Annotated in this window: 22 protein-coding genes; all 22 read right to left on the minus strand. The window is 60.2% G+C overall.

The window, feature by feature from the left end; genetic code table 11:
* Positions 1-9: 9 nt before the first annotated feature.
* The 22 genes from icmH to tssA all read right to left on the minus strand — a co-directional run bounded on the left by icmH (position 10) and on the right by tssA (position 23,501).
* Positions 10-882, minus strand: coding sequence for a type IVB secretion system protein IcmH/DotU (icmH, locus tag UF78_RS00445; protein ID WP_045160049.1), 873 nt, complete (start codon positions 880-882; stop codon positions 10-12).
* A gap of 3 nt (positions 883-885) precedes the next feature.
* Positions 886-2,217, minus strand: coding sequence for a type VI secretion system baseplate subunit TssK (tssK, locus tag UF78_RS00450; RefSeq protein ID WP_045160050.1), 1,332 nt, complete (start codon positions 2,215-2,217; stop codon positions 886-888).
* A gap of 3 nt (positions 2,218-2,220) precedes the next feature.
* Entirely contained in the window at positions 2,221-2,700 is a 480-nt protein-coding gene (gene tssJ / locus UF78_RS00455) for a type VI secretion system lipoprotein TssJ (RefSeq protein WP_045160070.1), read from the minus strand.
* A 5-nt stretch (positions 2,701-2,705) separates the two neighbouring features.
* The gene (gene tagH / locus UF78_RS00460; protein ID WP_045160051.1) at positions 2,706-3,899 is read right to left on the minus strand and encodes a type VI secretion system-associated FHA domain protein TagH; all 1,194 of its coding nucleotides are present in this window, start codon (positions 3,897-3,899) and stop codon (positions 2,706-2,708) included.
* Positions 3,900-3,919: 20 nt separating this feature from the next.
* The gene (locus tag UF78_RS00465) at positions 3,920-4,054 is read right to left on the minus strand and encodes a hypothetical protein (RefSeq protein WP_045160052.1); all 135 of its coding nucleotides are present in this window, start codon (positions 4,052-4,054) and stop codon (positions 3,920-3,922) included.
* 192 nt (positions 4,055-4,246) lie between these two features.
* The gene (locus UF78_RS23060) at positions 4,247-4,390 is read right to left on the minus strand and encodes a hypothetical protein (RefSeq protein WP_230623557.1); all 144 of its coding nucleotides are present in this window, start codon (positions 4,388-4,390) and stop codon (positions 4,247-4,249) included.
* Between the two features lie 17 nt (positions 4,391-4,407).
* Entirely contained in the window at positions 4,408-5,748 is a 1,341-nt protein-coding gene (locus tag UF78_RS00470; RefSeq protein WP_230623558.1) for a lipase family protein, read from the minus strand.
* 20 nt (positions 5,749-5,768) lie between these two features.
* Complete coding sequence (locus UF78_RS22785) at positions 5,769-6,383, minus strand: hypothetical protein (protein ID WP_155397577.1); 615 nt, start codon at positions 6,381-6,383, stop codon at positions 5,769-5,771.
* Between the two features lie 6 nt (positions 6,384-6,389).
* Positions 6,390-7,133 carry a hypothetical protein gene (locus UF78_RS00475; protein WP_045160053.1) on the minus strand — a complete coding sequence of 248 codons (744 nt, stop codon included), beginning with the start codon at positions 7,131-7,133 and terminating at the stop codon, positions 6,390-6,392.
* Entirely contained in the window at positions 7,130-7,987 is an 858-nt protein-coding gene (locus UF78_RS00480; RefSeq protein ID WP_045160054.1) for a DUF4123 domain-containing protein, read from the minus strand. Before UF78_RS00480 ends, UF78_RS00475 begins: the two co-directional genes overlap by 4 nt.
* Positions 7,984-8,403, minus strand: coding sequence for a hypothetical protein (locus tag UF78_RS00485; RefSeq protein WP_045160055.1), 420 nt, complete (start codon positions 8,401-8,403; stop codon positions 7,984-7,986). Before UF78_RS00485 ends, UF78_RS00480 begins: the two co-directional genes overlap by 4 nt.
* A gap of 160 nt (positions 8,404-8,563) precedes the next feature.
* The gene (locus tag UF78_RS00490) at positions 8,564-10,636 is read right to left on the minus strand and encodes a type VI secretion system tip protein VgrG (RefSeq protein ID WP_045160057.1); all 2,073 of its coding nucleotides are present in this window, start codon (positions 10,634-10,636) and stop codon (positions 8,564-8,566) included.
* Positions 10,637-10,651: 15 nt separating this feature from the next.
* Entirely contained in the window at positions 10,652-12,154 is a 1,503-nt protein-coding gene (locus UF78_RS00495; RefSeq protein ID WP_045160058.1) for a sigma-54 interaction domain-containing protein, read from the minus strand.
* Between the two features lie 10 nt (positions 12,155-12,164).
* Positions 12,165-14,765, minus strand: a complete 2,601-nt coding sequence (gene tssH, locus UF78_RS00500) for a type VI secretion system ATPase TssH (RefSeq protein ID WP_045160059.1) — start codon at positions 14,763-14,765, stop codon at positions 12,165-12,167.
* Positions 14,766-14,775: 10 nt separating this feature from the next.
* Positions 14,776-15,783 (minus strand): type VI secretion system baseplate subunit TssG, encoded by a 1,008-nt coding sequence (gene tssG, locus UF78_RS00505; RefSeq protein ID WP_045160060.1) that lies wholly within the window; start codon positions 15,781-15,783, stop codon positions 14,776-14,778.
* Complete coding sequence (gene tssF / locus UF78_RS00510) at positions 15,747-17,537, minus strand: type VI secretion system baseplate subunit TssF (RefSeq protein ID WP_045160061.1); 1,791 nt, start codon at positions 17,535-17,537, stop codon at positions 15,747-15,749. Before tssF ends, tssG begins: the two co-directional genes overlap by 37 nt.
* A 27-nt stretch (positions 17,538-17,564) precedes the next feature.
* Entirely contained in the window at positions 17,565-17,951 is a 387-nt protein-coding gene (locus UF78_RS00515; RefSeq protein ID WP_045160062.1) for a hypothetical protein, read from the minus strand.
* A complete protein-coding gene (locus UF78_RS00520; RefSeq protein WP_045160063.1) occupies positions 17,944-19,476 on the minus strand; it encodes a PAAR domain-containing protein in 1,533 nt (510 codons plus the stop codon). The genes UF78_RS00515 and UF78_RS00520 overlap by 8 nt, the downstream gene beginning before the upstream one ends.
* Positions 19,477-19,486: 10 nt before the next feature.
* Positions 19,487-19,891, minus strand: a complete 405-nt coding sequence (gene tssE / locus UF78_RS00525) for a type VI secretion system baseplate subunit TssE (RefSeq protein ID WP_045160064.1) — start codon at positions 19,889-19,891, stop codon at positions 19,487-19,489.
* 6 nt (positions 19,892-19,897) lie between these two features.
* Positions 19,898-21,376 carry a type VI secretion system contractile sheath large subunit gene (gene tssC, locus UF78_RS00530; protein WP_045160065.1) on the minus strand — a complete coding sequence of 493 codons (1,479 nt, stop codon included), beginning with the start codon at positions 21,374-21,376 and terminating at the stop codon, positions 19,898-19,900.
* Positions 21,377-21,402: 26 nt separating this feature from the next.
* Entirely contained in the window at positions 21,403-21,909 is a 507-nt protein-coding gene (tssB, locus tag UF78_RS00535; RefSeq protein ID WP_045160066.1) for a type VI secretion system contractile sheath small subunit, read from the minus strand.
* Between the two features lie 32 nt (positions 21,910-21,941).
* The gene (gene tssA / locus UF78_RS00540; RefSeq protein ID WP_045160067.1) at positions 21,942-23,501 is read right to left on the minus strand and encodes a type VI secretion system protein TssA; all 1,560 of its coding nucleotides are present in this window, start codon (positions 23,499-23,501) and stop codon (positions 21,942-21,944) included.
* Positions 23,502-23,639 lie beyond the last annotated feature (138 nt).

A 23,639-nucleotide genomic window follows, 5' to 3' on the forward strand; every position in this document is an offset into this window, starting at 1 on the left:
ACATCCTTGTTACGGCTTGGGCTCGACCTGAACGGTCGGATCAACAGGTTGGTACGGCTGTAGAACGGTGTCGCGGTGTTCGCCCAATACCCAGGCGAACCCCGCATACAACGTTACCAGGCAGATCAGCGTGAACAGCGTGACCAACCACCAGGGCACGATGCGGACCAGGCGGCGGCGCGTATCGCGTAGCCCCTGCCAATGCGGCGAAACCTCGCGGGGTACGTCACCGCGCAGCTGGCGAATCTGCCGGTAAAGACTGTCGCGCACCGCTTCGAGCTCGACCATGCCGCGCGGCATCACCCGGTACTTGCCCTCGAAGCCGAGCGACAGGCAGAGGTACATCAGCTCCAGCATTGGCAGGTGCTTGACCGGGTTGCGTGACAAACGCTCGAGCAGCTGGAAAAACTTCTCGCCGCCGAAGGTCTCGTTGTGAAAGGAGGAGAGCAGGCTCATCTGCGACCATTCGCTCTCGTTCCCCCAGGGCGTGGTCACCACCGCTTCGTCGATCGCGGTGCACAACACATAACGCGCGGCCATGACCTGGCTGCTCTCGGCGCCATCGTGCAGGGCGCGGTGTTCGAACAGCTTGAGTTCGCCAGACAGGCGTTGGTTTAGCGCATGCAGGTCTTCGCCTTCGTAGCTGTGCTTGAGCCGCACCACTTCCGACAGCAACGAGGAGGCCGCCGCCACCAGCGGGTTGAGGCTGATGTTGAAGGTTTCCGCCGGGCGCAGGCGCGCGGCGTAGATCATCCGCTCCTCGAGCTGCTCGAAGCGCGGGGGGGCGCTGAAATCCGTCAGCGGGCTTTGCGCCGGAGCGTCGCCGTGGCGATTGAGGATGACCGTCTTGTCGTCCTGCCCGTAGTCCATTTCTCTGATCATTGGTCAGTTCCTGATCGCCCAGAATTTCAGCTCAAGCCCGGAAAATTCACCGGACACGTGGAAGGCGAAGCCGCCGGAGCGCTCCAATTGCGCCAGCTCCTCGGAGCTCAGCTCCAAGGAGAAGTAGGTCTTGCCGGAGTGGAACGGAATCTGTCGCGGTGCAACTGGCAGCGGTTTGACCTTGATCCCCGGCAGGTGCAGGTTGACCAACTGGCGAATGCGCTCCACCGGGCCGACCTTGAGATGAGCCGGCAGGCGCGTGCGCAGCTCTTCGGAATCGCATTGGGCGCTGGCGGCGAGTACGAACGAAGCGCTGCCGAGCAGCTTGTGGTCGTGCAGCGGGGAGACCTGGATGCCGTACTGGCGCTGCTGCAGTAGCAACTCGATGGCGTGCTGTTCGAGCACCATCGACAGGACCTGGCGGATCGCATCCATCAGCTTGCGGAACGACAGTCCCTGATCGTTGTGCAGGTAGCGACCCTCCAGCCGAGGACGCTTCGTCTCGCTGGAAAACGTCGCCAGCTCCCCGAGCAGACCCAGCAGCTCGCGGTAGATCTGCTCGGGATGCACCCGATCGATACCCATGTAGTGGCGTAGCACGGGCTCGTAGCGGTTGATCAACTGCAGCATCATGAAGTCGCCGACCTCCGCTCCGCCGACCTTACCGGTGGCGCGGATACGTTCGGCGAGGATGTCGCCGCGATGGCCGAGCATGCTGATCACTTCCTTTAGACAGGACAGCAGATAGCCGGAAGCCTGAAAGTCGATGAAGGTCGGGATGTACTCGGGGTCGAGGCTGATGACCCCATCCGGCGTGGTGTCGAGAATGTCGCAGAGCTTGAGTTTTACGTAGGCCTGGTCGCTCTGCTGCTCACCCAGAAGCAGGCGAAAGTCTGATCGGCCGGTGCTGACTTGGCTGCTGCTGCTATCGCCGGCGTTGGAGTCGGCGACTTCCTCATCGAACGCGATGTAGCGTGCCAGTACGTCTTTCTGCTCTGGGCGACGACTCTCGATATGGTTGCCGGTGACCAGTGGTAAAGCCAGGTACACAGGGGTGTTACCGGTATTGGGCGGCACGTCCAGAGCCAGTGGTTCACGCTCGGCGCCAATCTCGAAAAGGCTGCCATCAGGAAGCAGACCACTGGCCAGGCTAAGCACCAGCTTGCCCATGTTTAGGAACTGGCGATCGATCTCCAGCTCGAAGAAGCCCCAGGCGTAGTGGCCCAACTTTTGGGTTCGCAGCTTGAGCTGCGCATCGTAATAGCGGTCGCTTTGCTGGAAGTGCTGCGGACGTAGCAGCATGCCCTCCTGCCAGATCACCTTGTTCATGCTCATCGATCATTTCCCCCTCGTGAGCGGATCGACGGCTTGAATGCCGCGTTCGTCGAGACCGAGCTCAATGCGGTTCTGCGCCTTTTGCTCCAAGGGAATAACGAAACGCCAGTTGGATTCGGGCAGGTCGCGGTAGGCGGCCAGCACGGCGACGTAGCGGCTGCCTTTCCGAACGAACAGCTTCAGGTCGCGCTGCTCGCCCGGGCGCAGTTCCAGCTCTTCCTGAATCACCAAGTCCGGGGACAGGGCTTCCTTGGGGCGTTGGTAGAGCGAGAAGAAATCAGCGTTCTCGAAGGCCACTGGATGCTTGAGTTCCAGCAGGCGAATCACGATGGGTGAGGGTCGTCCGTTGAGGTCGGGGTTGAGCCTGTCGCCACCTTGTAGCGACAGGTCGAGCTTGGTCAGGTCCGAGTTGGGCGAGAGGGCAGAACAACCGCTCAGAACGGCAAGCGCAGTAAACACCGTGGCGGAAAGAAAGCGAGACATGAACATCATCCTTGAAGGTCTGTGTTGAGCGTGGCGATCAGGCGAACTTGCTCCTCGTAAGCCTGGGCGAAGTCTCGAGCGAACAGCCGCTCGCTCCAGTCGTCGTCACGTTGCATGGCCAGATGCAGGCGCTTGTAGGCGCGCCAACGAGTCCCTGCGGTGGAAATCAGCGGCTTGTTGTCACGCTCGAAGCGCAATGCCAACTGGTCTGGGGAGAACTGCTCAAGCATGCTCTTGATGGCGGCGCGACTGGCAGCCAGCATCGCCACCTGGTGCGCCTGCAGGTCCCGATAGGCGCGCCCCATGGCCTGTTCAGCAGGTAGCTGCCCCAATTTCCCCCCCCGCAGCAAGAGGTTCAGCGCTTCCCCGCTGTCGATGCTGTGCTTGAGCGGGTTGTTGCCAGCACTCTGTATGGTGGTCAACGACAGACGCATCTCATTTTTCAGTTCGCTGCGGGTACGCAGCGTCTGCTGCAATCCGCCGACGCTTTGCTTGAGTAGGCTCGCAGCCTTGAGCGCCAGTGCCTGACGGCCTTCCTCGTCGAGGTCGTCCAGGGGGACCTCCATCGCCTCACCGAAGCGCGCCCAGAAACCCTGCGATAGCCGCTCTGGCTCTGGCGGAACCTTGGCTTGGGCAGCTGGCTTGGGTATCACCAGCTCAGGAACCTGCAAGTTTTCTTCGTCGATCTGGGCGTAGTCGCGTTGCTGGGTGTGCGCCCGAGGCGGGGCGAGCACGGCGGTAAGATCGTCGACCTCTGCATAGACCCGCTCCTGCTGATCCATTGCATTTAGTGGATCGAGATCGAGGAAGGCGTCGTCGGGAATGATGCTTCCGGCTGGCTGCGGACGGCCGATATCGCCTTCAAAGGAGGCCGGATCCTGAATCAGCCGCGCACGGATTTCGAAGCCCCCCAAACAATACACACTGCCATGCTCGATGCGCTGCGCCCGGCCCTTGTCCAGGCTGGCACCAGTGTCTTTGAGTTGGATACCGTTGCTGCTGATGTCGGTAAGGAAGAAGGCACCGTCCCGGTAGTTCACTTCGGCGTGGCGGCTGGACAAGACACGTTTGCGGTCCGGTATCACCCAGTCACAGTCCTCGGCACGGCCAATGATGCCTCCGGCCTGCTTGAAGGTTTTGCTGCTGATGAGGCCTGGCGCAAATTGCTGCGCACTGACCATATCGAAAACCAATTCCATGGTTTTTTTCTCCTAGTGAGTCAGTTGCCGCGAATGGACGCCTGCGGATCACCCAACGGGCGATATTCGTCATCATTGAACTTGTAGTTGCCGGAGCAACCGGCGAGGGCGAGGGATGCGGCGAATAAAACGAGGGCGCAATAGCGGGCTAGCACGCGATTTCCTCCTTGAAAGCGTGTGGGCAGACGGCCCCGCTCGCCGAAACGACGAAGCGAGACTCAGGCTGAGTATTGAAGTTCACCCAGGTGCGCGCGTGGGTGAACGGGGTCACGAAAAATAGCCGGTTTGCGTCGGAAACGAGAGCTGGGGCTATAAACGCGGAGGGCTGGTAAGGCGTAACGAGTCTTCTAGGCGAAGGCTCGGGCACTTTTCTGTTTGATGGTCGCCAGGTGTTCTGCGGTCTGGTTGTCTTTGATGCCGCGCCACTGCGCTACCAACTCTGCGAGGTCTACCCGTTCCGCGTGTTCACCGAAGACGCTGCGTGGCGTCACCAAACGCTCCGCCTGCGCTAGCAAACGTTGCTGAGTTCGAGTGAGTGCCGGACTCTGTTCAGCTCGAACGCGTTCCGCCTGCTCCACCGCATCGGCGTAAATGGCACGCAGTTCCAGATCGCTCTTGCCGTAAAAGCGCATCTCACCCCTGCGCCTGAGTTCCCATCGAAACTCGTTAAATGAGCGCGCTCGCCAGCTTTCCAGTAGCTGCGCAGTGCTAAGTAGCTGGGCGTAGATGTCACGGATTTCGGCCTCGCTGAATAGCTTTCCGTTGCGCTCTTCGACGCTGGCGTTCCAGCGCAGCAGGTTAGTGAGCGCGGCCCGTGCATAGCCGCTATCGCTGGCATGGTGAGTCCCCCAAGTGCAAGCCGATTGGGCATGTCACCATCCAGCCCGATTTCCCCAACGTAGCGTGCGCAGGTTTGCTCATCGATCAGTGCGCAACCCGGTTGCCATAAGACTGCGGCCTCGCTCCCGGCCCCAGGCTTACGTGGCATGAAATGCCACTGCTCGCCGTGGTGCTCGTAGGGGTCGCCCTGAAGATTAACGAGCCCTGCAAGCAACAAGGCGATGCCGGTTACTGGCGAGCTGAAAAGCAGAGCTGTGCCGGGGAGGGCCAGCTTCCACTCAGCGTCCATCCAGGGCAAAGGCACGGCAGGAACTGGATCGTTATGGTTGACGATACGGTGATGGGTAAGCGGCTGGGCGGCTTTAACGAAAGCAGCGTCGCCGGCGCGGGGTGCGCCATAGGTGTAAAGGATGACCTTTGGATTGGTGGGCTTGCGACGCAGCCATTCCGCCAGTAGAAGGGCAATTGCTCCCCCTAGGCTATGGCCACAAATCACTAATGTTTGCCCGCCTGTGTAAAAGGCATCGAGGTAGCGCTCAACGAAGGGTTTCGCCGCTTGGAAGCCCCCATAGAACCCGCGATGTGCCTGGCCTTCGCCATCTTCAAATGGCACTTGGCGAGCATCAGCGTCGCGGCTGGCGTCTGCCAGCATCTCTTGAGTGCCACGCACCGAGATCAGCACCACCTTGTCGTTGTGCGTAATGAAGGCTTGGGTATTCGCGTCGGTGTTGTAGAGAAAATGCACGTCTTCTGGATTGCGCCACTCATCCTGTGCTTCTTTCTCGTAGCGATGAGGATCGTAAGGCACAATCTCGAGGCGCTTCGAGTAAGCCACTTCCTCGCAAAGCAAATGATAGGGCCCCGCACCATCGAATTGCGTTGGCTTGACTCTACGCCCCAACTGATTTTGCAGTACATGGCCGATGCTCCCGATCGAGTCGTAGGGAGGAGGTGAAGAGGCGCAAGGCTTCCTTTCGGTATTAAAAGGGGCGTAAACGAACGTGCTCATCAGCGCAAGGTGGTAGGCGTTCAGTGCGCAGAAATCCGTCTCTCGGGAAAGTAGAGGGCTATATGCACGGAGCGCTTTATTTCGATGACATAGTGTTGGTTTGGACTGAGCGCAATGCCTTGTTGATTTTGTGCCAAACCTGAGTTTTGCTTTAGTTCTACTGCCGGCCTCGGGCCCCAGGTATTGTCGGGCTCTGGAAGGTGACAGGTGACCTCAGCGAAGTCACTGACTTCTGCTCGAAGGAAGCGAGCCTGCTCACTTACCGCCCGTGCTTGTGCCAGATAGGTATTGCCATCAGCATGGCGAGGCCCCGCCGGTGATTGCTCGGCAGCAACTTGCAGTGCAGTGAGGGCTATACGGAAACTTTCTCGGCGAGAAATGACGGTATACCAAGGGTCTCCTCCGGAATAGCTATCCAAAATTGACAGAACAACCGGGCCGCAATGAATGTTGTTCGTTCTCGTAAAACCGTTACTGTCCAACACATCGAAATACTGGTGGCCTTGACTGTTCTGCATTTGGTACGAGAGGCCAGCATAGGGTTTCCCATCGCCATGCTCGTCTACTAAACGGAAGCTGATCCAATCGCGGCGAAGAGGGCATTGCATCGTTACGTTAGAAACTGAGTCGTTCATCCTTGATCACTCTGTGCAGTTCGGGTAGACCGTGCATTGCCGGCCATTCATCTTGACGGTGCGGTATTGCGGTGGGTCCGTGCAGAGCTCCTCGAACCTCGTTCCCCAGCGGCCTGTGCACGGCTTCCAGCCGGTACTGGTATTCAGCCAGTAACCACTGAGGTATGGACGGTCTTCACCGTTTAGTTTGAATGCCAGGTTTACCGTCTTGTTCGGCAATTGGTCACGGAATAAATAAAGCCCTGCGCTTTTGCAGCTCAGTTGCTTCGATAGTTCCAGTTCGAGTTTGCTGATTTGGAATAACCACAAGCATTCCGCTGTCTTGGATAAAGTCCCATCTGCTTGGAATACCGGAGCACCCTCGGGTAGCTGGTCAACAATGGTCAGTCCGCCATTGTCATAGGTTCGCTGCCAGTCCTTATCGCCGTATCGAGCACTGATGAACAGCCCGACCCTGGCGAGCTGCATATCGCACATACCGTCGCGGTAGTTCACCGGAATACGGAAGTTATATTCGTGGGGGGCGCTATTGAAATTCGTCTCGAAGGTTTTCGTCTGACTAGGGCCGTTGCAGTTTCCCACCGCGCCATAGTGAGCCAGTGCTTTAAGGGAAAAATCGGCGGGCAGCTGACCTTCGAGCGTAAAGGACTCAGCGCCTAGCGAGCCCACTGTGCTGCAAGCATTAAGGGCAAGAGCTAGCAGCGCTGGACACACAAAGGCGCCGGTGCAGGATTTCTTGGTCGAATTCATAAGAGAGGTTTCCGTGCATTGATGCTCGAAAGCGCCGTGCTGACCCGGGCGAAATGGGCTTCTGTCGTTTCATGCTCGGCCGGCACCCATGCCGGGTGCCCCGCAAGTGCAGGGTTGAGTTGGTGGTACAACAAGAAATGCAGCTGGTCTTCTGAATGCCAATTCCAGCGTCTGGCCTTTTCGAGTTGATGATCCAGCCAGTCCGTTAGCAGGCGAGTCTCGGCCAGATCCGCGGTGGCCTTTGAATGGTTCTGCCACAGCCAGAGCTCAAGATTGTGTCGCTTGATATGTTGCTGCACCGTTTCCGGTTCGGGTACTACCAGCCATGGCATCTCAAATGGCGCTGGGTACTGGTTGGGCTGCGGGTTATCGAAGCGCTGCCAGCATTGGCCATCCCAGCACAGCGCACTGCTTAGAGGGCCGAGCAAAAGCGGGCGCTGGATTTCTTCTATCCCGCGCAAATGGTGAGCAATGACGCGGTTGTCCTGGAAACGGTAGAGTGCTCGTTGCTCTTGCTCATTGATCAGCATGCGTTCTCGCCAGTGCTGGGCGAGGACAACTAAGTCGACGTGCTCGACGCTGGCCAGCCAGCCCCAGCCGCGTTCAGGTGTATCAAGCAGCGTTTGGATGAACTCCGAACCGGGGTTGTGCAAACGAACCAGCCAGGGTCCGACATCTGCCATTTCAGCGAACTCGGTACCTCGGTAAAGGTTGACGTAGTCCTGCATCAGGTCCGCGCTAAACAGGGCTTCGATCAGATCCGGTTCTGCGAGACGGTCGACGATTAGCAGCAGTTCGTGTTGTTGGACAAGCTGGTCGGCGATCCAGTCTGAAGCAGTGACTGCCTGCGTCATGCGAACCTCCACAATGACAGGGCTTTCAGTGCTTCTGAGGCGAGAACCAGAACAACCAGCATGACCTGATGATCCGGCCAGTAGCTACCTGCCAGGAGAATCAGCGAAACCGATGGGTATATGAGCAAGAGCCGGAATGGAATCTGCGCAAAACCAAGATAGCGAGCCCACCGGTAACCGCACAGGAACAGCACGGCGCTCAATATGACGGAAAACTGCAGAAACCATGACATGGTCGCCACTGCGATATTGGGGCCGCCAAGTTCAGAGCCAAGCGCAAGGGTGTTGGATAGGTCGGTGATGTAAGGGATGCGGCCGTTTTTCCAGCTCATCAGGCTGTACCAGACGACATAGAATGCATCCAGAAGCCCCCATATCAGTAGCGTTTTATTTACCCGCGCCAGTATTCTGATCACGTTTCGGGATCCTTATTTTCATAAACGGTGTTGGCGGTTACAGGCTGCCAGTGCCTGGGTCACCCATTTACCAGGGCCGCTCGTGATTGGTGCGGCTACGCTGGGTGCTAGGGCAGGTTTGCCGTGGGGCTTGCAAGTGCTAGCGCATTAGGGGATGTGGTTATTGCGCTCGGCTGCACCGCACAGATTCATCCCTACACGCTTCACAAATCGGGCAGCGACTTGCCCCGATCTGCCTGGCCTTGCGGGCCATTTGCAGCTGGGTATTAGCCAACGCGAGTTTTGGCTTCGCACCGGCCTTGTCATTGTCGGCTGCCCAAGGAATCACCGGAGCCAGAATGCTCAGCCCTGAACCTTTGCCAGGTGCCCCACCGGAATTCATCTTGATGGTCGCGCCGTTAAGTGTGACGCCGCTCGGGTCAAGTTTTAGGAAGCTGCCACCGCCTTTGGCGGTGAGCTCCATGCCAGCGTCGATGACGAATTTGCTACCGGCGTAGTAATGGATTTCGTTACCGGCTTCGATGAATTGCCCCGTGCCGACTTTTACATGCTGACGGCTACTCACGGTGAGGTGGTCGTTGGTGCGGACCTCCGTCTTGCGATCGGCATGGGTGGTGCGGTGTTCCTCCGCCTTGAGCTCGCTGTAGCTGTTGCCTTCCACCGTGTCGTGGCGCTCGTGGCCGACGCGGATCTTCTGATCGTGCTCGATATTCTCGTCCCAGTCGCGCTGAGCGTGGACGTAGATCTGCTCGGCGCCCTTACGGTCTTCGATGCGCAGCTCGTTGTAGCCGTCGCCGCCCGGTGAGCTCAGTGTTTTGAAGACGGTACGGGTCTTGTTCGCTGGCAGGTCGTAAGGGACGACATGCTCCTTGTGGTACAGGCAGCCAGTGACCAGCGGTTGGTCGGGATCGCCTTCGAGGAAGGTGACTAAGACTTCCATCCCAACGCGGGGGATGGCGACGCCGCCGTAGCGGTCCCCGGCCCAGCTCGAGGAGACGCGTAGCCAGCAACTGGTCTTGTCGTCGGCCTGGCCTTCGCGATCCCAGTGGAACTGCACTCGTATGCGGCCGTATTCGTTACAGTGAATTTCTTCGCCTGCAGGGCCGGTGACGACTGCGGTTTGGCTGCCGAGGGCTTTGGGCTTGGGATGCTTCAGCGCCGGGCGAAAGGGGATGTCCCAGGGCGTGGCGGTGAAGTGATTGCGGTAACCCTGCGTGAAGTCCGCGTTATTCGTCGATTGCGAAACTGACTCCTCCAACACCTGCGGCTGTTTACCTTCATGGATGATTTCTTTGAGTAGCCAGAGCTGGTTCCAGTCACTGCGAGGGTGCCCTCTTAGCGCGAGGAAGTGACCGGTGACCAACAGGGGCTGATCGCTCTCGCCTTGGGCCAGTTCATAGTCGCTACGGTGGCGTTCCAGGGCGCGTTGCGACAGGTGCTTGCCGCGTGCGCGTTCGGTGAATCGGCCAGGGTAGTCGTAGTCTTCCAGGTCTGGCTGGAACTCGCTCTGGAAGGTGCCTTCCATGGTCAGGCGCGGTTTCTCGAAGTCGTAGTCGCGGCGGGTAACGCGGCTGGTGCGGGTTTCCATGCGCAGGCCGAATCGCTTGATCACTGGTCTGTCAGCGACCAGACCTGAATCCTGCTGATAAATGACGGGGGCGAGCTTGGGAAACCCTGTCTGGTCGTCGCCGAAGGCCAGTACATGGCCCGAGGCGCTGTGCTGGAAGTGATAGTGGATGCCCTCTTCTTCGCACAAGCGCTGGATGAAATGCAGGTCGGTCTCGTCGTACTGCACACAGTAGTCGCGCTCGGGATACACCGAGGCGAGCGCGAAGCGATAGGCATTGGCCTGTATACCGTGCTCTTCGAGCACCTGGCTGATGATCTGCTCCACAGTCAGGTGCTGGAAGATACGCTGGTTGGTGCGGTGAGCCAGGTAGGCCACCTGTGGGCGCAGGGTGATGTGGTATCGCGTCAGGCGCTTGCCGGAATCGCCCTGGGCGATGCGGTAGATCAGGCCATGGATGCCGTTACCGGCCGGCGAGAGCGCCAGAAAGGCCGGCTGGTGCAGCAGGCTTTCCAGGTCGAGATCGGGGCGTTCGCTGACCAGTTCAAGATCGAAGGCGAAGGGTTGTGAGAGCGCCTCACGGCCTTTGAATTCGAGCACCTGTAGGTCATGGTCGGCACCTTCGATAGCGAGGCTGAAATGGATGTTGTTGGCCGGGTTGAACATGTCTTCGGTCCATCCTTAGAGGTCTGCGGGGCTGATGCTCAGCCGATCCATGCGATAGAGCAGCGTACGGCGAGGCAATCCCAGTTCTCGCGCCGCCTGGCTCTGATTGCCGCCATTCTTGCGCAGGCAGTCGATCAGCAGGTTGCGTTCGACCCGATCGAGTCGCTCGCGGAGATTCATCGTGCTGTCGAGTTCGTCGTCGAGCCTGTGCAGGTTGAAATGCGCCGGCAGCAATTCACCGGATTCGCACAGCAACACGGCACGTTCGACCAACCCCTTCAGTTCCCGTACGTTGCCCGGGAAGCCATAGCTGGCGAGCTGTTCCAGTGCGGCATCGGACCAGCGCACGGCATCGCGTTGCAGGAAGCCACAGGCGTTTTCAGCGAAATGCCGGGCCAAGCGCAGGATGTCCTGATCGCGCTCGCGTAGGGGCGGCAGCTCGATCGGGAAAATGGAAAGCCGGTAGTACAGATCTTCACGAAATCGACCTTCCTCGACGCGCTTGCGCAGATCTTGATGAGTGGCGGCGACAATCCGGACATCGACCTGGTGCGTGCGGGTACTGCCCAGTGGCCGCACCTCGCCTTCTTGCAGGACGCGTAGCAGCTTGGCCTGCAAGGTCAGCGGCATGTCGCCGATCTCGTCGAGAAACAGCGTGCCGCCGTTGGCCGCATCGAACAGACCTTCGTGGTCGCGCTCGGCGCCGGTAAAAGCGCCCTTGCGGTAGCCGAACAGCTCGCTTTCCAGCAGATGTTCTGGCAGTGCCGCGCAGTTCTGCACGATGAACGCCTGGCTGCGCCGCGAGCCGCACTCGTGAATTGCGCGGGCAACAAGCTCCTTGCCGGTGCCGGTTTCACCCGTCAGCAGGACACTCACCGGGTTGTGCAGGACTTTGCCGATCAGCCCATAGACCATCCGCATACGAGTGCTGTCGCCAATCAGCCCGTACCCGCTTGCGCAAGGGCGCGGTGGGGCGCTTTCCGCTGTTGCAGGCTGCGCTGCGCCGCGCAGTTTGTTGAGCAGGTGGGCCTGACCGAGGGCGAAACGGCCAAGGTTGCTCAAGGTTGCGGCTGCGGTGGCCAGATCCTGACTGGCTGTACTGGCCGCTACCATCAGTCCGACCGCATGACCTTCTGCATCCTCCAGCGGCAGGCACAGCAGGCTGCGCCAGGGCCGCGGCGACTCGGGAAGGAAGCCGGTCTGATGCAGGCTGGCGTCCAGTGAGACAATGCTCAGCTGGCGATTCTGGCTGAGGCAGTACTGCAGCAGCTGTTCGTCCCGGTAGTCGCTGGGCACGCTCGCCGTCTCGTGCCGCCGCGAGCCATTGAACCACTCGGCCGATAAGGTCAGACGTGTGTGGGTCGCATCCAGCAGGTAAAGCTGGGCGAGCGGGCAGCTAGCCAGTTGCGCCGCCATCTGTATCAGCCCATCCAACCAGCCGCTTGTATCAGTCGTCCAGGCTAAATCGGCGAAGCGATCCAGTAACGCGCTGGCAAACGAGGAATGCTCGGTAAGCATTGACGGGACCTTAAGCGAACTCACAAACCACCGCCCCGTTGCCGTCGAGGGTTGCGTGCACGCGTTTCAATGTCTTGCCACCCGCCATGGCGCCTAGCAGGCGATCGACGACCTGCGGCTGCAAGTGCTGGTCGATCAGATGGTCGATCAGACGCGCACCGCTGTCGCTGTGAGTGCAGCGCTCGGCCAGGTTCTCGATCAGTGCTTCGCAGTGGCTGAATTGCAACTGACGCCGCGCCAGGCGCTCGCCGAAGCGCAACAGTTTGAGCACCACCAGTTCGTTGAGCACTTCCCCCTGGATCGGGTAATAAGGCACTACACGCATGCGCGCGAGCAGCGCAGGCTTGAAGTGCTGGGTCAGCGCCGGGCGGATGGCCTGCTCCAAGTCCTCGGTTGCCGGGCGCTGGCCGCCCTGGCAGAGGCTGGCGATACGGTCGCTGGCGAGATTGCTGGTCATCAGGATCAGGGTGTTGCGGAAGTTGATCTCGCGCCCTTCGCCGTCGTTGGCCACGCCCTTGTCGAAGATCTGATAGAAGACATTCATCACGTCCGGATCGGCCTTTTCGACTTCATCGAGCAGGACCACCGAGTACGGCTTCTGCCGAACGGCTTCGGTCAGCATGCCCCCTTCGCCGTAACCTACGTAGCCCGGTGGCGCGCCGATCAGGCGGGACACGGTGTGCTTTTCCTGAAACTCGGACATGTTGATGGTGGTGAGGAAACGCTCGCCGCCATAGAGCAGATCCGCCAGGGCCAGTGCGGTTTCGGTCTTGCCAACGCCGCTTGGGCCGACCAGCAGGAAAACGCCAACAGGCGCGTCGGGCTTGTTCAGCCCGGCCGCGGTGGCACGCATCGAACGGTCGAGCGCATCGATCGCTTGCTCCTGGCCCCGTACGCGCTGGCGGAGATCGTTCGCGAAGCTGAGCACCTTGCTGTTGTGTTCACGGGCGAGCTGAGAAAGCGGCACGCCGGTCCAGTGGCTGATGACTTCCGCCACCAGGCGAGGGCACACCTCGAAACTCACCAGGCGCTCGGCGGACTGGGCGCTGGCGAGTTCGACCTGAAGACCACGCAGTTCGGCTTCAAGCTGCTCGAGGTCCGGGTGCGCTTGATTGTCGGACTCGGTAGCTGGGGCCAGGCGTGCGGCAGCACATTGCTGGCGACGCTCCAGCAGGCGTTCGGCCAGTGTGCGTTGCGTGGACCAGCGTGTTTCCAGCTGCTCCAGTTCGGCACAGGCAGCCGCCAAGCGGGTCTCGAGAGCATCCAATACTTCGGTGTCGATGTGCAGGCCTGCATCGAGGTCTCGGCGCAGCGCGAGGCCCTGGCGCTCGCCCTCGGCGATTTCACCGCGCAGGCGTTCCAGCGCTTCAGGGGCCGCGGCGAGACTGATGCGCACTCGAGCACAGGCCGTGTCGAGTACGTCCACAGCCTTGTCCGGTAGCTGGCGCCCGGCGAGGTAGCGGGCTGACAACTCGGCAGCGGCCACGACGGCGTCGTCGCGCAGGTAAATGCCGTGGCTCTTTTCGTACACCGGTGCGAGGCCGCGCAGAATAGTCACCGCTTCGTCGACGGTGGGTTCGAGCAGTTGCACCGGTTGAAAACGACGAGCAAGGGCAGGGTCCTTCTCGAAGTACTTCTTGTACTCGCTCCAGGTGGTGGCGGCGATGGTTCGCAATTCGCCACGCGCCAGCGCCGGCTTGAGCAGGTTGGCGGCGTCGCCACTGCCGGCCTGGCCGCCAGCGCCGATCAAGGTGTGGGCTTCGTCGATGAACAGGATGATCGGCTTGGGTGAGGCTTTGACCTCGTCGATCACGCCCTGCAAGCGACGTTCGAATTCCCCTTTGACGCTGGCGCCGGCCTGCAGCAAACCGAGGTCCAGGCACAACAGCTCGACGCCCTTGAGCGCTTCGGGCACTTCGCCATTGGCGATGCGCAAGGCAAGGCCCTCGACGATGGCAGTCTTGCCCACGCCGGCTTCGCCAACCACGATCGGGTTGCTTTTGCGACGGCGCGCGAGGATGTCGATCATCTGGCGGATGGCAGCGTCGCGGCATAGCACCGGGTCGAGTTTGCCGTCCCGGGCCTGCTGAGTGAAGTTGTGCGTGAAGCGCGACAGGTTGGACTCGCCTGCTGGCGTTGCCTTGCCCGGTGCGGAAACTGGCTGCTGGGCCAGCGCGAACTCGCGCAGGCGTTCGGCGTTCAGACGAGCCAGCAGCGGCTGGTAATGGCTACCGGCATAGCGCATCGGGTTGCGCAACAGCGCCAGGATCAGTGCGGCCTGGTCGATCTGGCTCTGACCGAGTTCTAGGTTGCCTACCAGCAAGGCATCCTGCAGCCATTGCACCAGTTCGGCGGAGAACACCGGATTGCGTGATTCGCTGTGCTCGCCGCGTGGCTGCAGCGCCTGGGCGAGGGCTCCCGCGTCGACATCGGTGTCCTGCAGGGCTCGCATAAGCAAGCCTTCGGGCCGCTCCAGCAGGCCCAGCAGCAGGTCTTCGACGAGGATCTTGCTGCCGCCACGCACCACACAGCGTTCGGCTGCAGCTTCGAGGTCGCGCTTGGTCTCGGCATCGAGTGCCTGGACCAGTTGTTGTAGGTCTACGTTGATCATTTCATCGTCCTTAATGAGTCTGGCTGCCCAGGGTGACCATGCCGTCGGCGCGTTCGCTACCGAGCCAACTGGTCCAGCCGAGGCGGCAGGGGTTTTCGGCGCCGATGCGCATTTCGCGGATTTCGTCGCGACGCAGCTCCAGGCGAATGTCGTAGTCGAGCGGATCGCGCAGGGTGAAGCGCACCAGGGCGCACAGCGGCTGATAGCCGTTGCCCACGGGCAGGAATTCGTGGAACCGGTCCCAGCTCAGCTGGCGGATGTGGATACGAAATTTGCCGCCGCGATCGCGTACCCGTTCGCCAAGAACCAGACTCTCGCCGAGCTGGCTGTTGGCGCGGCCAAGGCGATTCTGTTGCTCAGCGAGAATTTCGACCTGACGCTCCAGACACTGCTCGATGCGCAAGTCGGCGTGCTTGAAGTAGTAGCGCAGTACCGACTCGATCAAGGCGGCCGAGTGCGCGCGCAGGCTTAGCAGACCCAGATACGGAAGCAGGCGCTTCCAGTTGAGCTCGGAAGCGGCGCGGATCTGCTCGCCTCCGAGCCCGATCAGGGCAAACAGCTGCTCGGAGAGCGGATCGCGTGCGCCGCTGGTGAAGCGGGCTCGGTAGCGGTATTTCTGCCAGATCGGTAGCATCAGGCGCTGCAAGCGGTTGTTGAACAGGTCGAGAAACTCGCGCGTCGGGTTCCCCTCAGCGTTGTCGCCCAGAGCCTGCTCGCCGTAGAAGGCGGGCAGGGGCGATCCGGCACCAAACAGGCTGATCAAGTTGATGCGCAGCCGCGCGCGCAATTCGCCGTGTTCCTGAAAGAACTCCACGCGATCGACGTCGCTGCCGGGAAAGCCCAGGCTCGGGTTGGCCTGAAACTCCAGATGCTCGTAGAGCGCCTCATCGTCCAGATCAGGATGTGCGGCTTTCAGACGGTCCATCACCAGCAGCACACCCTGGAACAGGCTGTACTCGCGGATGCCCCGGCTAATCCGGTTCAAAGCAGGGGCTGCTGCCCCATACGTGGCGCCCATTGGTACACCTCTCCCTGTGTGCTCCTGACGCGCAGCTCGTGATACGAGTTGAGGCTCGCGTACAGCGCAAAGAATTCATTGAGTACCGAAGCAAAGAGGAACAGATCCCCCTCGCCCAGATAACCCTCGGGGTCCATCACCAGCTCCGTACGGACGCCGCGCACCGGCAAGCCCCGGTGCAGGCGGTCGACGTGCTGGTGCCCGATCTGCTTCAGGCCGCCGAGCAGTCGCTTGCTGACCTTCTCGGCGTGCTGGTCGTAGTAGCGCGGCAGGTCGTAGGTTTCGAGGATGACCTTCAGCGCCTCGACGTTGGCCAGCGACAGGTAGTTGAGCGACATGTTGCTGATCAACTTCCAGAGGAAGTCACGGTGCAGCGGCGGCGCGTAGCTAGGCGTCACGGCGCTGATGTTGCGAAAGGTCAGGAACTCCGGCGTGTCTTCGCTGGGCAGACAGATATCGCCCAGGCGCAGCTGGCGCGGCAGGTTCTGGTTGGTACAGGTCAGCTCGATGGACAGCGTCTCGTGCTGGTCGAGGTTGCGCAGGCCAAAGCTGAGGTAGGTCTCCAGTCCGTCGCCCAGCATCGAGGGTTGCTGGCGCACGCTGTAGTGCGGGCGCGCCACCGGCACGTCGAAACTGGGGTCGTGCTCAAAGGATTCGAACGGCACGTATTCCTCGTAGCCCATGCCGCCGGGTTTCCAACCGGTGACGCGGTCAACCGAGAAGACGCCGCATTGGCTGCTGTCGAGCTCTGATGGCATCAACAGATACTGGTCTTGCTTGCCGTCCAGGCGAATCGGGATGGCGTCGTGCTCGAACAGGTTGACCACCGGCGTGCAGTACAAGCGCACGTGATCCAGCGTCGGGCGGATGCGCTGTACGCCCGCCTTATGAATGTCGAAGCGCAGCTCGAAGCCGCGCGCCTGCTCCAGGACTTCCTGCGGCAGACGCTTGAGCGCGTCGAGACCTTGAAGGTCAACGAACAGGAATTTCTCTTGAAAGGCGAAGTATTCCTGCAGGTAGCGATAGCCCCGGAAAGTATTGAGTGGGTAAGGGATCAGCGCCTGGTCTTCGGCAAAGCCCACCGGCTGCAGCTTCGACGGATCGATATGGAGGGCGGGCAGCGCAACGCCGAAACCGTCGGTGAATGGTTTGCCCTTGGCATCCAGCGCGACCAGCTGCACGCCGGCGACATTGCGCAGCAGGCTGAGATAGAGCATTTGGCTGATGTAGCGCTCGCCGGCCAGGTGCAAGCGCAGCTGCTTGAGGTTCAACTCGCCCAGATGCCCATCGGCCGTCATCTGCAGACGCAGACTCAGCAGTGCGCCACCGCCTTTGACCGAATAGTCCAACGCGTCGAGCGCCAACGGCAGCACCTCGGTGGCGTAGGCGGTACGAAAGCGGCAGGTCACGCCCTGGATCGGTTTGGATTCGACCGGTGTGTTGCGCGGTACCATCAACGCAGGGCCCGACCGCTTGACCGGATCGAATTGCAACATGCTGAACGCCGGCAGCGGGCGCATGTAGTTCGGCCACAAGAGGTGCATCAGCGAGTGGGTCAGCTCCGGCAGCTCGTCATCAAGCTTCTGCCGCAGCCGCCCGGTGAGAAAAGCGAAGCCTTCGAGCAGCCGCTCGACATCCGGATCGCGCCCGGCCTGGCCGAGGAACGGCGCCAGCGCCGGGCTGCGCTCGGCAAAGCGTTTGCCTAGTTGGCGCAGGGCGGTGAGTTCGCTCTGGTAGTAATGGTTAAAAGACATTCGAAGCGCTCTTCCTTGGGCGTAGGGTCATGGACACAGGGCGGTGTCACGAATTTTCCAGGCGTGTATGGAGTTGCCTCTGCGTTCGTAATGCGAGCGTCCGAGCTGCGCAACAAACCCTGTTTTGTCGAGCGAAAGCGAATTGCCATTCGCGGTGATATCGAGGCGATAGGTATCAGGAACGTTATTTTCCAACTCATCATCGAAGGATATGTAGGACAGCACTTCGATGACTTCGCCAACCGCGACGCGCTTGTTCAATACGAACGGCTCTTTGGCGTTGGAATATCCATAAGCGGTGATATCGACCGGATAGCTGCAGAAATTTTCCAGGTCGGCGATAAACACCGTTTTCGATTGCGCTGTGCAACCTCCAAGAACGAACAGGGAAAGCAGGACGAGGTGCTTAGTCATCGAATTGCACCCGTGATAGCCAAAGCAGGCCTTTGACATCTTGTTCCGAGGCGACTGCGCGGTTCCAGTAATCCTGATAGCCTCGCGGGCCCCTCGGAGAATCTGAGTGATAGTGCATCACGTCTACTTCACCACTGCCCGGAACCGGGTGCTTAGCTACCGGGGATTGGGTTAGGACGGTAGAGGTTTCTTTGTGACTCCAAGAGTACTCAGGAACCAGTCCACCATCGCCGTACTCGTTGAGAATCAAGTGACCTACTTCGTGAGCGGCAGTGTGTTCGAAATCGCCATCTGCGAAGCCCTCGGGATAATTGGCGGCGCTCCAAAAACCCTGGTTGTGATAGATTTTCTTGAACATGGCAAAACTGGTTGAGCGACCAAAATCGGCGCTCAGTGAGGAAATCAGCGGGAAATTCTTGGCGCTTGGTTCGGTATTCACATCAGCCACCACCTTAACCTTGTAAACACCTTTTGCCGTCTGGATAGGTGCGCCTACGCCTTGTGCGCGACTGCCGTCGCGCGACCAGTAACGTTCGATACCCGCCTTGGCCATGGCCTGCAACTCGGTGAAGGTTTTTGCCGTCAGGTTGTCGTCCTTTCCCGATACGCCTCCATCGGAAAAACTTGGCCGCAGGGTAATTTCAACCAACTGGGCCAAGCGATCGATTCGAGTATCGACCCACTCGATCTCTTCAGCGTCGTTGCTGAGCGAGAGTTCTTCGATCTGTTGCTGACCACCCTTTACTGCCGTCAAACGCACCTTCAGGTTGGGGCTCTTTAGCACCTTGGTATCGAGCACTCCAGCCTGGTTGTAACCGTCCCATTGCCAAATATGCTCGCCAGCGGGCAGCAGTGTGGCGGTGTTGGGTTCTGCATATAACAGGGTGCTGCCATCGAGCACTTCAAGCGTCAGGCTATCTGGAGGTTGCTTGCGATTGGTCACCAGAAAATCAATGGTTTCGCTGTTCTCCGTTGAACCATCTTTCAATTCCTTGAAATCAGGAATTTGTAGAGGCGTCAGGATGCGATTACCGCTGCGTTTCAGACTGAGTCGGTAGTCCAGCTCTTCGGTTGTTGTCTCCGCCGCTTGCGCCGCTGGGACCAAGGCGCCGACCAAGGCCGTTGCCACCGCCGTTGCTGCTGTTGCCGTAGTCGAAGTTTCAGCCGAAGCCGAAGCTTTGGATGTCGCAACTGCCGCTACTGCGGTCGCGGGCATGGCAGAAGGCGCGCTAAACGCCGCGCCGCCCCCACTTGCCCCAATTATCACCGTCCCCGAACCCGCCACAACCGTATTGCTATGACTACCAACTGTGCCCACTGTGGTCGCCGGCTTGCCATTGATCAGCACTGTTGGGATGACCGCGCTGGCCAACGCGCTGCCACAGGAGGTCGGGTCGCCCATGCGGGCGGCGGGCAAGCCGTCGAACAGGACGTCGGGAGAGCCGGCCGCAATCGGGTTGGTGCCGTGGCCCTTTTTCGGGCAATCGGTGGGGTCGCCCAGGCGGGCTGCGGGTTTACCGGACATCAGGCTCTCCTTAGTGGACCTTGACTTGTCCGCTGCCATCCAGGCTTGCGGAAAAACTCACATGACGCTTGAAGCCGTCGACTTCCAGCAGGCCTTCGATGGCGAACGACAGGCTCAAAGGATCGTGGTCGCGGGGCAGGGATATCACCCGGACCTGGCTCAAGCGGGGCTCGTACGCTTCGATGAAGCGTTCGATGGCGATACGCGCCTGTTGCAGCGAGTCGTGCAGCGACAGGCGCATATCGTTCAAATCGGGCAACCCGTAATCGGGCAACGTTTGCACGCTGCCCGCCCGGGTGCTGAGCATTTTGGCCAGATGGGCAGCCACCGAAGCCATTGCCGCGACTTCGCGACTCCAGCCGGCGCGCTTGTCGGCGTCACCGCCGAGGCGTTCGAAAAGGCTGCCGTAGGCCATGGATGCTTATTCCTTGTCCAGTTTGCCAACCAGCGACAGGGTGAAATCGGCACCCATGTACTTGAAGTGCGGACGCACGTTCAGGCTGACGCGGTACCAGCCCGGCTCACCGTCGACATCGCTGACCACGACTTGCGCGGCGCGCAGCGGACGGCGGCTACGGACTTCGGAGCTTGGGTTCTCCTGGTCGGCCACGTACTGGCGAATCCACTTGTTCAGTTCCAGCTCCAGGTCAGTACGCTCTTTCCAGGCACCGATCTGCTCGCGCTGCAGCACCTTGAGGTAATGCGCGAGGCGGTTGACGATGAACAGGTATGGCAGCTGAGTGCCGAGCTTGTAGTTCAGCTCAGCGTTCTTGCCTTCTTCACTGTTGCCGAAGAACTTCGGCTTTTGCGTGGAGTTGGCCGAGAAGAACGCGGCGTTGTCGCTGCCCTTGCGCATGGTCAGGGCGATAAAGCCTTCCTCGGCCAGTTCGTACTCGCGACGGTCGGAAACCAGTACCTCGGTGGGGATCTTGGTTTCGATCTCGCCCATGCTCTCGAAGTGGTGCAGGGGAAGGTCTTCCACCGCGCCACCGCTCTGTGGGCCGATGATGTTCGGGCACCAGCGGAACTTGGCGAAGCTGTCGGTAAGACGGCTGGCGAAGGTGTAGGCGGTGTTGCCCCACAGGTAATGCTCGTGGCTGTTGGCAACGTTTTCCTTGTACACGAAGGATTTGACCGGGTTGTCTTCCGGATCGTAGGGATTACGCAGCAGGAAGCGCGGGACAGTCAGGCCGACGTAACGGGCATCTTCCTGCTGGCGGAAGCTCTGCCATTTGGCGAACTGCGGGCCTTCGAAGTGATCCTTCAGATCCTTGAGGTCCGGCAGACCAGTGAAGCTTTCCAGGCCGAAGAACTTCGGGCCTGCCGCGGCAATGAACGGCGCGTGGGACATGCTGGCGACCGAGGCGACGTACTGCATGGTCTTGATGTCAGGTGCGCTCGGGTCGAAGAAGTAGTTGGCGATCAGGGCGCCGACCGGCTGGCCGCCGAACTGGCCGTATTCAGCGGTGTAGATGTGCTTGTACAGACCGGACTGGACGACTTCCGGGCTGTCTTCGAAATCGTCGAGCAGGTCCTGCTTGGATGCGTTGAGGACTTCGAGCTTGATGTTCTCGCGGAAGTTGGTGCGATCGACCAGCAGCTTGAGGCCGCGCCAGGAGGATTCCAGCGCCTGGAACTGCTGGTGGTGGAGGATCTCGTCCATCTGACGGCTGAGCTTGGCGTCGATTTCCGCGATCATGCGGTCGACCATGGCTTTTTTGACGGGCTCGTGCTCGTTCTGTGGCTTGAGGAGTTCTTCGATGAAGGCCGATACGCCGCGCTTGGCGATATCGTAGGCCTCGTCGTCCGGGGTCAGTTTGGTTTCGGCGATGATGCGGTCGAGGATGCCGAGTTCGGCGAGGTTCTTGCCGCTTTCGACGGCTGCTGCGCTAGTGCTCATGGTGTTGGCGTTCCTTGTCGGAGTAATCAGGCGTCCAGTTGTTCTTTGGCGGCGAGGCCCAGCTCACCGAGTATGCGGTCGCGCGAGACGTCGTCGGCCAGTACGCTCTCGATCGCCTTGCGGAAGGCCGGGGCATTGCCCAGCGGGCCTTTGAGGGCGACCAGCGCGTCGCGCAGCTCCATCAGCTTTTTCAGTTCTGGAACCTGCTCAACCAGGTTGGCCGGGTTGAAGTCCTTCATCGAATTGATGTTCAGCTGCACGGCCAGCTCTTCATCGGTGGGCTCGTCCTGCAGACGGTTCGGCACCGAGAAAGTGAGGTTCAGCTCCTGCTTGGCCAGGACTTCGTCGAAGCTGTTCTTGTCGATAGCGATCGGCTTGCGGTCTTCGATCTTGCGATCATCGGCACGCTGGGTGAAATCACCGAGCACCATCAACTTCAGTGGCAGCTCCAGCTCTTCCTGAGCACCACCTGTCGAGGGCTTGAAGGTGACGTTGATGCGTTCTTTGGGGGCTACCGAGCCTTCTTTGGCCATGGGTCTTCTCCTTTGGTTTACGGCCCGGGGGCCTAATCGAGTACCACTTCGAGATCGAGGTGGCACAGCCTGCGGTAAATCTCATCCTTGCTTTCACGCACGGCGTGGTTCTGCGGCAGCAGCTCACAGCAGCTATGCAGCAGACGCAGCACCTCGAGGGCGAGATCGGGTTCCCAGTCGCCGAGGCCCGTGGCCTGCAGCGTCTGATCGAGGGATTCGAGTTGGGTCTTAGCCAGGTCGTATTTCTTGGCCTGGAAGCACAAGCGAGCCAAGGTCAGCTGCCAGAAGAAGCGCTCACGCCCGCCTCGGGCCTGGTTCAGCCCGAGTTTGAGCTTCTGCACCGCGCATTTGAGCCCGACCTTTCGCAGCTGAGGAAGCACTTCCTGAAGCGCTTCTTCCCAGGCGGGCGTTGCGTCGCTCTGGTTGTTGTGCGATTCGGGGGCCTGTGCCGGTTGTACATGCGGCATTACCCGGGCGCTGATCCAGGCACGGGTTTCGGCATCGGCGAAAGGAACGCCGTCATGGAAGCGCAACTCGTCGAGGCCAGGCATGCGTTGCAGGAAAAGCGCAAGCTGGATTTCCACTTCCCGCATCGCCTGCTCCGCGTCCAGCTCGTTCAGGCATTCCCAGGCTAGGCGCTGGCCGTCCAGCCAGAATGGTGCTCGGGCGATGCTGGCCTCCAAGTCTGCCAGCAGGTCGGCGTAAAGACCTTGGCCAAAACGCTCGCGATAGCTAGCCAGCTTATCTGGGGGGATGCCACGCAAAGAAGTGATCTGCTCGGCGTTGCGTTCAGGCAGGCTGTCGATAGAGAGCCACAGCAGGGTCCGGGTTAGGCGCAGTGGCCGGAGGTCTGTGGCTTTCTGCTTAAGCCACCAGCTACAAAGCGGTCGGGCCTGATCCTGCAGGCTGCGTAGGCTCTTGTGGGCGTCTTTCTCATGCTCAACCGGTGTGGTGGCGGTGAACACCTGCACTGCCGCCTGCTTGACCTGGGCGATAGCGGCGCCGACAGCGCCTGGCTGCGGATGGGCAGCGCCGGCTCGCTTGACCATTTCCTCGAGTCGGCGACATAGCGGTAAAAGAAGTGGGGCTTGGGATCCCAGGCGTGTCGCTAGGCAGCTTTCGAGGCTGCGTAGTTCGATCGCGATCTGCTCGAATAGAGGCAGTTGCTCGCCCATTGGCACATGGTCGGCAAGCACCTGTTCCATGCGGGGGACCAGCCAATTGATTGCAGCAGCGCGAGTGCGGTCCTTGCGAGGGTGGATATCTTCCCAGTGATCGCGGCAGAAGAAGCCGAGCATGGCCAGGCCGGCATGCAGCCCGAGAAACGAGTCGCGTTGATACAGGCTCCAAGTCAGCCATGCGGCGATTCGTAGATCTTTCGTCTGGGTGCTTAGCAGGCTTTCACTACCTGCGCGCATAGCTTCCCAGTCGACGGCCCCGGCGGCGTGCAAGGAAGCTGCCTTGCCTAACTCCTGCTCCAGGAGCTCGTACTCTGCAGCGTAGCGAATATCGTCGCCTGCAAAGCAGGACGCTGTGATTGGAGATTTTGCTGCCGCCAGAACCTGAACGGCTAGCTTGCTAGAAAACGTCATTCCATGACTCAACTGAAACCTGCTTTTATGCATTGCTGCTGCAGGGCGCGCTTCATGCGCAACGACTTGCTGCGTGCAATACCCGCACGCCAATGAAGTGCGAATGCTAGGCAGGATAGATCATGAGGACTGTGAAGC

Source organism: Stutzerimonas stutzeri (assembly GCF_000952685.1).
Taxonomy (GTDB): Bacteria; Pseudomonadota; Gammaproteobacteria; order Pseudomonadales; family Pseudomonadaceae; genus Stutzerimonas; species Stutzerimonas stutzeri_E.